At 70.4% G+C, this 11,669-nt stretch carries 7 protein-coding genes and 1 tRNA gene; 1 reads left to right on the forward strand and 7 read right to left on the reverse strand.

Translation table 11 applies throughout. The annotated features are described in order from the left end of the window. Positions 1-55: 55 nt before the first annotated feature. From ACIBEF_RS05440 to ACIBEF_RS05450, 3 genes are all read right to left on the reverse strand, one after another. Positions 56-1,294, reverse strand: a complete 1,239-nt coding sequence (locus ACIBEF_RS05440) for an FAD-dependent oxidoreductase (RefSeq protein WP_396791427.1) — start codon at positions 1,292-1,294, stop codon at positions 56-58. Beyond that, positions 1,284-3,401 carry an MMPL family transporter gene (locus tag ACIBEF_RS05445; RefSeq protein ID WP_396791428.1) on the reverse strand — a complete coding sequence of 706 codons (2,118 nt, stop codon included), beginning with the start codon at positions 3,399-3,401 and terminating at the stop codon, positions 1,284-1,286. Before ACIBEF_RS05445 ends, ACIBEF_RS05440 begins: the two co-directional genes overlap by 11 nt. 184 nt (positions 3,402-3,585) lie before the next feature. Further along, positions 3,586-3,658, reverse strand: a tRNA-Asn gene (locus ACIBEF_RS05450). Positions 3,659-3,952: 294 nt separating this feature from the next. Between ACIBEF_RS05450 and ACIBEF_RS05455 the strand changes: the two genes are divergently transcribed. Further along, positions 3,953-4,357: a hypothetical protein gene (locus tag ACIBEF_RS05455; RefSeq protein WP_396791430.1), complete on the forward strand. Its 405-nt coding sequence runs from the start codon at positions 3,953-3,955 to the stop codon at positions 4,355-4,357. 64 nt (positions 4,358-4,421) lie between these two features. On the opposite strand, the gene ACIBEF_RS05460 is transcribed toward ACIBEF_RS05455, so the two are convergent. The 4 genes from ACIBEF_RS05460 to ACIBEF_RS05475 form a co-directional block, all read right to left on the reverse strand. After that, the gene (locus ACIBEF_RS05460) at positions 4,422-5,429 is read right to left on the reverse strand and encodes a sugar phosphate isomerase/epimerase family protein (RefSeq protein ID WP_355009784.1); all 1,008 of its coding nucleotides are present in this window, start codon (positions 5,427-5,429) and stop codon (positions 4,422-4,424) included. A gap of 211 nt (positions 5,430-5,640) precedes the next feature. Next, positions 5,641-6,144, reverse strand: coding sequence for a sensor histidine kinase (locus ACIBEF_RS05465; RefSeq protein ID WP_396791432.1), 504 nt, complete (start codon positions 6,142-6,144; stop codon positions 5,641-5,643). A gap of 353 nt (positions 6,145-6,497) precedes the next feature. Further along, entirely contained in the window at positions 6,498-8,612 is a 2,115-nt protein-coding gene (locus ACIBEF_RS05470; RefSeq protein WP_396791434.1) for a ThuA domain-containing protein, read from the reverse strand. 76 nt (positions 8,613-8,688) lie between these two features. Next, entirely contained in the window at positions 8,689-11,547 is a 2,859-nt protein-coding gene (locus ACIBEF_RS05475; protein ID WP_396791436.1) for a PQQ-dependent sugar dehydrogenase, read from the reverse strand. Between the last annotated feature and the right edge of the window lie 122 nt (positions 11,548-11,669).

Consider the following 11,669-nt stretch of genomic DNA (forward strand, 5'->3'; position numbering starts at 1 on the left):
GCCTGCGCCAGCACGATGGGCAACAGGAATATAACAGCGTGCTCGGGTACGACCGTCAGCCGGCGCGCAGCTCGTCCAGTACGGCGCCGGCGGCGCGCCAGCCGCTGCTGAGAGCGCCCTGGATCGATGGGCTGTCCCGGTGGTCACCGGCCACGAACAGGCCCTCCCCCAGCGCCACCGGCTTGCGCAGCCGTCCCTGCGGCGGTGGCGCGGCGGGTAGCGCCTGAGGGATGGCCACGGTGGTGAGGTGGGTCCAGTCGGCGGTGGAGCGGCCGTACAGCCGGGTCAACTCGGCCCGGATGGTCGGCTCGGGTGGGGCTGTCGGGCCGACCACCGAGGTGGCGATGAGGTGCCGCCCGGTGGGCGCGTACGTCGTGGCGGCGTTGCTGAGCACCACGGTGTTGGCGACGAGTTCACGTCGGTCGCCGTCGACGAGCAGGATCGGCTCGGTGAGCGGCGGCTCAGGGGCGCTGTGGTAGTAGGTGGTGTAGCTGTGCATGCGTACCGTCGCAAGGGCTGGCAGCAGCGCGGCCGCGGCGGGCGGGTCGACGGCGACCACGACGGCCCGGCAGTGGATGTCGCCGGCCTGGGTGCGGACCCGGCCCGGGGTGACCTCGGCGACCGGGGTGTTCAGGTCGAGCAGGTCGGCGGGGAGCGGCGCGGCGATGGCCCGGGGCAGCGCGGCCATTCCTTCGGCGGGCAGGCCGATCCGGCCGCGGGCGAAGGAGCGCAGCACCATCGCCAGGACGTGGCTGGAGGTGGAGAGTTCCCGGTCGATGAACACACCGGACAGGAACGGTCGCAGCAGCTCCTCGATGATGGCGTCGGAGAGGCCGGCGCGGCGCAGCGCGGTCTCGGTGCTGGTTTCCGGCGCGTCGAGCAGCCGGGACGCGGGGAGGGTGGCGCAGCCGGTGGCGAGGGCGGCGAAGCGCAGCCGGTCGAGCAGGGAGCCGACCCCGGCGAGCGCGGTGCCGGGCCCGCCGGTCGGTTCGCGCAGCGGGTTGACCAGCCGCAGCAGCTTGTCGCCCTTGCGGACCAGCACACCGGAGGTGAAATAGCCGAGGTTGAGCTGGTCGGTGTCGAGCAGTGTGCCGAGCCGGGGGTAGGCGGTGTTGAGCACCTGGAAGCCCCGGTCGATGAGGTGACCGTCGACCACGTCGGTGGCGACCCGGCCGCCGAGCCGACCCTCGGCCTCCACGAGCCGCCAGGGCACGCCGGCGCGGTGCAGCCGGCGGGCGGCGGCGAGGCCGGCCAGGCCGCCGCCGACGATGACCACATCGGTTTCAGCCAGCACCGCGCGCCTCCCGCTCACCGTTCGCCCGGGACAACCGGCCCGGCCACCAGATCTTCGGCCCGATGTCGTACGCGAGTGCGGGCACCAGCAGCGACCGGACGATGATGGTGTCGATCAGTACCCCGATCGCGACCGCCGTACCCAACTCGACGAGCACCACGAGTGGCAGGACGGCGAGGGCGGAGAACGTCGCGGCGAGAACGATGCCGGCGGAGGTGATCACCCCGCCGGTGACGGCGAGGCCGGCGAGCACTCCGGCGCGGGTGCCGCGCTTGACCGACTCTTCGCGGACGCGGCTCATCAGGAAGATGTTGTAGTCGATGCCGAGCGCGACCAGGAAGACGAACGCGAACAGCGGGAACGACGAGTCCACGCCGGGGAAGTCGAAGACGTGGCGGAACAGCAGCGCGCAGAGGCCGAGGGTCGCCGCGAAGCTGAGCAGCACCGTGGCGATCAGCAGCAGCGGGGCGAGCAGCGCGCGCAGCAGCAGGGCCAGGATGACCGCGATGACCACCAGCACCACCGGGATGATGACGTTCTGGTCGCGCTTCGCGGCGTCCGAGGTGTCCACGTTGATCGCGGTGAAGCCGCCGACGACCGCGTCCGCGCCGGGCACCTGGTGTACGGCCACCCGCAGCTCGCGGATGGTCCGCTCGGCGCCGTCGCTGTCTGGTGGGTCGGCCAGGGTCGCCTCCAGTTGCACCCGCCCGTCGACGACCTTCGGGGCGGCGTTCTCCTGGGGTGGGCCGGTCTGCGGGCCGGCGGTGAGGGGGCGGACGTCGGCGACCCCGGGCACGTCCTTCGCCACCTGGGCGACCTGTCGGGCGGTCTGCTCGGTGGTGAAGATGGTGGCCGGGCTGCCGGTGCCGGCCGGGTAGTGCCGGGAGATCACCTCCTGACCGTCGACCGAGTCGGTGCGCTGGGTGAACAGGTCGGACTGGCCGAGGGTGGTGGCGCCGAGCTGGGTGAGGCCGAGGGTCAGCAGGGCCAGCACGACGGCGGTGCTCAGCCAGATCGGGCGGGCGTGCCGGGCGACGAAGCGGGCGACGCGGCTCCAGATGCCGTGTTCGGCCCGAGGGTCGGCCTGGTCGGCTCGGGGCCGGCGGGGCCAGAACGCCCACCGTCCGCCGAGCACCAGCAGCGCGGGTAGGAAGGTGAGCATCACCAGCAGGGTGGCGGCGATGCCGATGGCGGCGACCGGTCCGAGCGCCCGGTTGGAGTTGAGGCTGGACAGCAGCAGGCAGAGCAGGCTGACGATGACGGTGCCGCCGGACGCGATGATGGCCGGCGCGGCGCCCTTCCAGGCGGCCCTCATGGCGTCCCATGGGCGCTCGTGCCGGTGTAGTTCCTCCCGGTAGCGGGCGATCAGCAGCAGCGCGTAGTCGGTGCCGGCGCCGAAGACCAGCACGGTGAGGATGCCCTGGGCCTGCCCGTTGAGTTTGACCACGTCCGCGTCGGCGAGCAGGTAGACGAAGACCGAGGCGAGGGCGTACGACATCCCGGCGGCGAGCAGCGGGAAGATCCACAGGACCGGGCTGCGGTAGACGACCAGCAGGATGACCAGCACCACGACCAGGGTGACCAGCAGCAGTGGTCCGTCGATGGCGGAGAAGACCTCGATCAGGTCGGCGAGCAGGCCGGCCGGGCCGGAGACGTCCACGGTGAGGCCGTCCCGGTCTCCGCCGGTGATGTCGCGCAGTTGCTCGACGACGGTGCCGATCTCCTCGCCCTCGGCGTCGTCCACCGGTACGACGACCTGGAGTGCCTGGCCGTCGTCGCTCGGGATGGGTGGGGAGAGTGGGGTGACCACGCCGGGGATCTGGGCGAACCGGGCGGCGTCGGCGCTCACCCGTTGCCGGTCCGCGTCGGTGATCCCGGTGGGCCGCTCGTAGACGACCAGAGCCGGGATGGTCTGCCGGTCGACGAACTCGCCGGCGAGGTCCTGGGCGCGGGTCGCCTCGGCGTCGGTGGGCAGGAAGGCGGCGTTGTCGTTGGTGGCGACCTCGCTGAGGCGTCCCGCGTACGGGCCGGACACGCCGCCGATCACCAACCAGGCCAGCACGACCGCCACCGCGATCAGCGTGGCCCTGCCGCCTCGTCCGGACATCCGCCCCTCACACCCCAAGGTTCGGCGCGCTCTGAACGCGGCCACCATCGCCCATCCTGCCGCCCAAACCCATAGAGACGGCGCGAATCCGGCATACCGTCAGCGGCGATCAAGGAGTTGTGGTGGTGGGGCGGATACGGAGAACGCCCGTCGACTTGGGGCCGACGGGCGCTGGGTGGAAGAGCTCCCCCGATTGGACTCGAACCAATAACCTGCCGGTTAACAGCCGGCTGCTCTGCCAATTGAGCTACAGGGGATCGTGCACCGCCTGGAATCGGATCTCGCCGACGCCCTGCGACGGGACAAGAGTACAGGACTTTCCCCGGTGTCGGTCCAGTGGGTTCCACTCCGGCGCAAGCTGATCAAGAGGCGCAGGTCAGGGTCCGCGACGCATTGACAAACAGGGTAAATCACCATCCCGGCACAACCATGCTTGAGCGGGGAGCAGGATGGGTAGTTAGCTGCGGACAGAGGACGCAGGCGCGAACAGGTCGCCTTCGGACGGGGCAACTCGCCGGGGTGACGGCGCGTCAGGTACGGAAGGAGCCGCCATGCGCGGAAAGATCATGTTTCTTGGCGGGCTGGCTGCGGGATTCGTCCTGGGCGCCCGTGCCGGCCGGGAGAAGTACGAAGAGCTCGTGGTCAAGGGCCGCAAGGTGCTCGACCACCCGACCGTCCAGGAGGCGGCCGGGGTGGCGCAGGCCCAGGCCAACAAGCTCTACAGCGAGGGCAAGGACAAGCTCGGCCAGACCAAACTGGGCGAGAAGCTGGGTAACGGCAACGGCAGCACCGGCAAGCAGGAGCTGACCGCCGCCGACGACGCGTTCGCTGGCACGCCCGCCACGGTGGGTGCCAAGGCGGGCACCAGCACGGTCGGCACGACCTCCGGGTCGCCGTCGTCCACGAACCCCCGCACCAAGCCGTCCGGCTCGGGCACGAACGCCAGCACGCTCTGACCAATCGCACGTCGACGGGCCGGTCGCCGCAGGGCGACCGGCCCGTGGTCTGTCCGACGCGCGGTCAGTCCTTGCTGCTGAACGCCGCGTCGAAGGCGGCGCTCGGTGCGTCGAAGGCGAGCCGGCGGACGAACTGCAACGCCTCCGGAGCGCCGACCAGCCGGTCCATCCCGGCGTCTTCCCACTCGACCGAGATCGGGCCGGTGTAGCCGATCGCGTTCAACGCGCGGAAGCAGTCCTCCCAGGGCACGTCGCCGTGGCCGGTGGAGACGAAGTCCCACCCGCGCCGCAGGTCGGCCCAGGGCAGGTGCGAGGCGAGCCGGCCACGCCGTCCGTCGCCGGTACGCACCTTCGCGTCCTTGCAGTCCACGTGGTAGATCCGGTCGGCGAAGTCAAAGATGAAGTTCACCGGGTCCAGCTCCTGCCACACGAAGTGCGACGGGTCCCAGTTCAGCCCGAACGCGGGCCGGTTGCCGATCGCCTCCAGCGTCCGCTTCGTCGTCCAGTAGTCGTACGCGATCTCACTGGGGTGCACCTCGTGCGCGAACCGCACTCCCACCTCGTCGAACACGTCGAGGATGGGGTTCCACCGGTCGGCGAAGTCCTGGTAGCCGCGCTCGATCATCGACGGCGGCACCGGCGGGAACATCGCGAGGGTGTGCCAGATCGACGAACCGGTGAAGCCGACGACGGTCTTCACCCCGAGCTTCGCCGCCGCCCGCGCGGTGTCCTTGATCTCCTCGGCGGCCCGCTGGCGAACCCCCTCGGGCTCCCCGTCGCCCCAGATGCGGCCGGGCAGGATGTCCTGGTGCCGCTCGTCGATCGGGTGGTCGCAGACCGCCTGACCGACCAGGTGGTTGGAGATCGTGAAGACCTCCAGGTTGTGCTTCGCGAGGGTCTCCTTCTTGCGCTCGACGTACGAGTCGTCGGCGAGCGCCTTGTCGACCTCGAAGTGGTCGCCCCAGCAGGCGATCTCCAGACCGTCGTAGCCCCACTCGGAGGCGAGCCGGCAGACCTCCTCGAACGGAAGATCGGCCCACTGGCCGGTGAAGAGCGTGATGGGTCGCGCCATTGTCCTTCTCCCCTGATGTGATGGGGATTCCTGTGCGGACCGGGGCGAGGGTGACCGGACGTGCGTGGCACCCGAACGGTCACCGGTGGGTGCGGAGCGCACCTGAGCCCGGCGGGTTGCGCCTCCCACCGGGTCACCGGCCACCAGCACGGTCGCCGACCCCCACCCTATTTCCGCAGTACCCCATCGGGGAAGCCCCGCAGTCGGCCGATCATCCGATCATTTCCTCGGGCGCGGGCAGGACAGCCCGTACGGTGAAGCCGCCACCGGCACGCGGGCCGGCCGAGAACGTGCCGCCGAGCCGCTCGGCGCGCCTGCGTACCCCGAGCAGACCCCGACCGGCTCCCTGGGTGCCGCCGCCGGACGGAGCGGGACCGGCGCCCTCGTCGCGGACTTCGATGCTGATGCCCGCGGCGTCGTAGCGCAGGCGGACCCCGACCGGGGCGCCCGGCGCGTGCCGGCAGGCGTTCGTCAGCGCTTCCTCGATGATCCGGTACGCCACGACGTCGACCGGGCCGGGTAGCGGACGGGGCTGCCCGGCCATGGTCCACCGCACCGGTTGACCGGCGGTGAAGCCCTCCACCAGCGCGTCGAGGCGGTTCAGGCTGGGCGTCGGCTCGGACGGGTAGTCGGGCTCGTCGGCCCGGCCCAGCGCACCGAGCAGCTGATGGCCTCGCGCCAGCACCGTCCCGCGCCACTGCGCGAACAACCCCATGCAGGTCAAGGTACGGCAGCCACCTGTAAGCCACCGCCCGGCATCCCCACCCCGCCCCACCCCACCCCGCCCCACCCCACCCTGTCCCACCCCACCCTGTCCCGCCCCGCCCCGCCCCGCCCCGCCCCACCCCTCACCCCGCCGATCTTGCACTTTGTGTCGACGAAACTTCGGCCTTGTGGCTTTTGTCGCGACAGAAACTGCAAGATCGGCGAGGGGGCGGGGCGGGGGGCGGGGCGGGGGGCGGGGGGCAGGGGGGACAGGGTGGGGGGCAGGGGGGACAGGGTGGGGGGCAGGGGGGACAGGGTGGGGGGCCGACGGCATTTGCCGTCGGCCCCTCCGGGGTTGGTTCGTTAGGGCAGGGTCCACTTCTGGTTGGCCGCGTTGAGGCAGGTCCAGAGGTGCACTGCGGTGCTGTCGGCGGAGTTGTTGCCGGAGACGTCCAGGCACTTGCCCGACGACGGGTTGCGCAGCGTGCCGTCGGACGCGGCAGCCCAGTTCTGTGCGCCACTGCCATTGCAGGTCCAGAGCTGGATCTTGGTGCCGTCGGCGGTGCCGCTGCCGTTGACGTCCAGGCACTTGCCGAGCGCCTTGATCGTCGAGTTCGGCGTCACGGTCCAGGTCTGCGCCGTGCTGCCGTTGCAGGTGTAGAGCTGGATCTGAGTGCCGTCGGCGGTGCCACCGTTGCGCACGTCCAGGCACTTGCCGGCCAGACCCTTGATCGGGCCGACACCGGTGCCGCCACTGCTGCCCTTGACCAGGGTGAAGTCGTCCAGGTCGAAGAGCCCCGTGCCACTACCGGTGAAGGTGAGGTAGAGGTTCTGGGTGCTGGACGGGACGTTGGACAGCGCCGCCGAGACGTTGGCGTAGGTGCTCCAGCTGCCGGTGTTCGGGACCGCGACAGTGCCGAGCACCGGGCCGGTGGTCGAGCCGGTGCGCACCTGGATGGCGCCACCCGCCCCGCCGGAGACGACCCGCGCCGTGAACGAGGTGACCCCGGCCAGGTTGACCCCGTTGTACGCGGCCCAGTCACCCGGCTCGATGTAGCCGAGGGTCTGCCCGCCGTTGGCGCCCGCCTTGGTGAACGCGGAGACCCCGTTGGCCGAGCTGAACGCCTCGGCCTGGATCGTGGTGTTCCCGGTCGGCGGCGGGGTGGTGCCCAGCTCCTTGATCCGGATGTTACGGAAGGAGGCGTCGTCACCGGTGCCGTGGTTCTGGATACCGATGTGACCGGCCAGCGACCGTACCGGGTTGGTGTTGGTGAAGTCGTTGATCTTCACCCCGTTGAGGAAGATCTGCAGCCGCTCGCCTTCGACCAGCAGCTCGTACGTGTTCCACTCCCCCGCCGCGTTCAACGCCGCGTCGCGGGCGGCGATGTCGGCGGACTTGAACGTGTAGACCGCGCCGGTGGTCCGGTCGGTCGCGTCGGTGGCGTCGATCTGGATCTCGTACCCGTTGTCGACCGCAGACCACGGGTCACTCGACGGAGGGAACCCGATGAAGATGCCGGAGTTGTCGTCACCGGCCAGCTTCCAGTCCATCTTCAGCGAGTAGTTGGTGAACTGCTTCGCGTTGTACCAGTACAGCCCCATGCCGCCGACCGAGGTAAGCGTGGCGTCGGTGTTGGTGAAGCTGCCCGGGCCGGCCTGTGACCAACCGGCCGTCGAGCCGTTGAACAGCGGGGTGTAGCCGGTCTCGGGCCGGCAGTCGGCCTTGCTCCGACCGGAGGCGTACCGGATGCCGCCGAGCAGGTGGTTCCGGAACCCCGACTCCGCGTACGACGCCTGGGTGTGCCCCGCGCCGGTGTAGAAGGACCGGCCGCCGCTGTAGCTCTTGCACCAGCTCAGCGGGTGGTCGGCGCCCATTCCGCCGCCGGAGTACGACGACTCGTCGAGGGTGGCCAGCACGTGGGCGCTCGACCGGGCGTTGGTGCGGTAGTTGTACCACTCGTCGGTGCGGGTCCAGGTCTGCGGCAGGTGAGCGGTGGCCGCGTGGCCCCGGTCCTCCACCTTCATGTTGGCCTGCTGGATCGCGGGGTGCGAGGCGAACCACGCCCCGACGAGGTTGCCGTAGAACGGCCAGTCGTACTCGGTGTCGGCTGCGGCGTGCACACCCACGTATCCGCGGCCGGAGCCGATGTACGACTCGAAGGCGGTCTGCTGGCTGGCGTTGAGCACGTCGCCGGTGGTGTTGAGGAAGACGACAGCCTCGTACTGGTTGAGGTTGCTCGTGGTGAACGCGGCGGCGTCCTCGGTGGCGGTGACCGTGAAGTTGTTCGCCGCGCCCAGGTCGCGGATGGTCTGGATGCCGACCGGGATCGCGTCGTGCCGGAAACCGGCGGTCTTGGAGAAGACCAGCACGTCGTACGGGGCGTCGGCGGCGCTGGCCGGGGTGGCTGGGGTGGTGCAGGCGATGACGGCGAGTGCGGCCATGGCCGCACCGAGGACGGGTCGCAGACGTCTGCGCATATCGCTCTCCTAACTGCGGGTTAGGAGGGGCCCCTCGCCCCACACTAGGCGCGCCGAGGGGCCCCCACCTGTCAGCTCAGGGCAGGATCCACTTTTGGTTGGCGGCACCGCTGACACACGTCCAGAGGTGGACCACAGTGCTGTCGGCGGAGCTGTTGCCGGAGACGTCGAGGCACTTGCCGGACGCCGGGCTCCGCAACGTGCCGTCGGCCTGGGCCGCCCAGTTCTGCGCGGCGGTTCCGTTGCAGGTCCAGAGCTGGATCTTGGTGCCGTCGGCGGTGGCGCCGCCCGACACGTCCAGGCACTTGCCCAACGACTTGATCGTCGAGTTCGGCGTCACGGCCCAGGTCTGCGCCGCGCTGCCGTTGCAGGTGTAGATCTGGATCTGCGTGCCGTCGGCGGTGGCGCCGTTGCGCACGTCCAGGCACTTGCCACCCAGGCCCTTGATCGGCCCGGCCCCACCGGCCGGGGGCGTCCCGGTGACGAAGGTGAAGGCGTCCAGGTCGTAGAGCGCCCCGGTGCCCGACCCGGCGAAGGTCAGGTAGAGCGTGGTCGTGCCGGTCGGCGGGTTGCTGATCGTCCCGGTGACGGTGGTGAAGGTTTCCCAGCCGCCGGTCACCGGGACCGTGGCCGAGCCGAGCACGGTGCCGGTGGCCGAGCCGGCCCGGACCTGGAGGGTGCCGCCGGCGCCCGCCGAGGAGACCCGGGCGTTGAACGAGGTCACGTTGCCCAGCCGGTACGGCTGGAACGCGATCCAGTCGCCGTTGTTGATGTCGCCGACGGTCTTGCCACCCTCGGCCGGGGTCTTGCTGAACACGTTGATCCCCGACGAGGTGCCGTAGAACTCGGCCTGGCGGTGCCGCGGCGGCAACGTGTGCTGGGTGTGCGTGGTCAGCCCACCGGCGTCGGTGTACTCGGCGTCGAAGATCGCGAAGATGTTCGCCGCGTCGTCGTGCTCACCGTCGACCGGGATGGTGATCGAGCCGGAGCAGCCGGTCTTGGAGGTGATCTGGTGCCCGTGCTGGTCGTGGCCGAGCACGTAGGTCATCTTGACCTTCGTGCAGTCGATGGTGCCGTCCTCCGGGTCGGTCACCGTGATGCTGTACGACACCGTGTCCCCGAAGCCGAACAGCTGACCGTTGCCCGGGTTGTTGATCGTGACGGTGGGCGCGGTGTTGCCGACGCTGATCTGCACGCTGCTGCTGCCGGTGGCGCCCTGCGGGTCCCGCACGGTCAGCGTGGCGGTGTAGGTGCCGTTGGCGCTGTAGGTCTTCGTCGGGTTCGCGGCGGTCGAGGTGGTGCCGTCACCGAAGGCCCACGCGTAGGTCAACGTGCCACCCTCGGGGTCGGACGAGCCGGCCGAGGAGAACGTCACTGCGAGCGGGGCCGCACCGGAGGTGCGGTTGGCACTGGCCTTCGCGGTGGGCGCCCGGTTGCCGCCGCCGACGTAGTCGAAGCGGTAGAGCGCGGAGTTGGCGTCACCGTTGAAGTAACCGGTGCCGTAGTCGAGGACGTAGTAGGCGCCGTCCGGGCCGAACGCCGAGTCCATCACCTGCTTGCCGACCCAGGGGAAGGTGTCGATGGTGCCCCGGGAGCCGTCGGAGTTGACGTGGATCGGCTTGATCCAGCCCCGGCCGAACTCGGTGGCGAAGAACTGCCCGTCGAACGACTGCGGGAACTTGGTGGTGGAGGTCGACGAGGCGTTGTACCGGTAGACCGGGCCGCCCATCGGCGACTCGGAGCCGCCGCCGAACTCGGTCGGGGTGCCGGCGTCACCGGCGTACCGGATCCAGGCCGGCTGGGCCGGCGGCAGGGTGGTCAGGCCGGTGTTGCGGAACGAGTTGTTGGTCGGCCCGCCGGTGCAGTTGTACTTCGCGCCGCTGGCGCTGGTCGCGAAGTCGAACTCGTTGTACGTCTCGGTGCTGGTGTTGGTGCCGGTGCAGTACGGCCAGCCGTAGTTGCCCGGTGCCGCGACCCGGTTGAACTCCACCTGGCCGGACGGCCCGCGGGTGGAGCTGGTGGAGCCGGCGTCCGGCCCGTAGTCACCGACGTAGACCACCCCGGTGGCCTTGTCCACGCTGATCCGGAACGGGTTGCGGAACCCCATCGCGTAGATCTCCGGCCGGGTCCTGGCCGTGCCGGGGGCGAACAGGTTGCCTGACGGGACGGAGTACGTGCCGTTGGCGTTCACCTTGATCCGCAGGATCTTGCCGCGCAGGTCGTTGGTGTTGCCGGCGCTGCGCTGCGCGTCGTACGCGGGGTTGCGGTTGGTCCGCTCGTCCAGCGGCGAGTAGCCGGACGACTCGAACGGGTTCGTGTCGTCGCCGGTGGACAGGTAGAGGTTGCCGGCGGCGTCGAAGTCGATGTCCCCACCGACGTGGCAGCAGATGCCCCGGCTGGCGGGGACGTCGAGCACGTCGACCTTGCTGGACTGGTTGAGCGTGAAGTCCGAGTTGAGGGTGAACCGGGAGAGCCGGTTGACGCCGTCGAAGGCCGAGAAGTCGGTGCCGGTGGCCGGTGCGTCGCCGCCGGGGGTGGAGAGCGGCGGGGCGTAGTAGAGGTAGATGTAGCGGTTGCTGGCGAAGCCCGGGTCGACCCCGACGCCCTGCAACCCTTCCTCGTCGTGCGTGTAGACCGAGACGGTGCCGATCACGGAGGTGGTGCCGTTGGCGTCGGTGCGGCGCAGGGTGCCGTTGCGGGCGGTGTGCAGGACCGAGCGGTCCGGCAGCACCGCCAGCGACATCGGCTCACCCATGTCGGTCACGCCGCGAGCCAACTCGACCTGCTGGAAGTCGCTGGCGACGATAGTGTGTGCCTGGGCGGGGGCCGAGCCGGCGGCGAAGGTGACAGTGCCCGCGGCGACCGCCAGCAGCAGCGCGGATCCGGCGGAGAACCATCGTCGGGACCGTTGTCGGGGAGCGTCCTTCATTGACATCTGTGCTGTCCCTTCCTGACGTGTGACTGCCAGGCCGGGCGCGCGCCGTCGCGCCGGATGCCGTAGCGGTGGTGGGGGGTCGATGGGTTACCGCGCCGCCGGTTCACCTCGACGAAACATCT

The sequence above is a fragment of the Micromonospora sp. NPDC050795 genome (assembly GCF_044456785.1).
Lineage (GTDB): Bacteria > Actinomycetota > Actinomycetes > Mycobacteriales > Micromonosporaceae > Micromonospora.

What these genes read in the sequence shown, in the direction of transcription:
- ACIBEF_RS05445 (WP_396791428.1), bottom strand. Translation starts at nt 3,401, where the DNA reads ATGTCCGGACGAGGCGGCAGGGCCACGCTGATCGCGGTGGCGGTCGTG.
- ACIBEF_RS05455 (WP_396791430.1), top strand. Translation starts at nt 3,953, where the DNA reads ATGCGCGGAAAGATCATGTTTCTTGGCGGGCTGGCTGCGGGATTCGTC.
- ACIBEF_RS05460 (WP_355009784.1), bottom strand. Translation starts at nt 5,429, where the DNA reads ATGGCGCGACCCATCACGCTCTTCACCGGCCAGTGGGCCGATCTTCCG.
- ACIBEF_RS05465 (WP_396791432.1), bottom strand. Translation starts at nt 6,144, where the DNA reads ATGGGGTTGTTCGCGCAGTGGCGCGGGACGGTGCTGGCGCGAGGCCAT.
- ACIBEF_RS05470 (WP_396791434.1), bottom strand. Translation starts at nt 8,612, where the DNA reads ATGCGCAGACGTCTGCGACCCGTCCTCGGTGCGGCCATGGCCGCACTC.
- ACIBEF_RS05475 (WP_396791436.1), bottom strand. Translation starts at nt 11,547, where the DNA reads ATGTCAATGAAGGACGCTCCCCGACAACGGTCCCGACGATGGTTCTCC.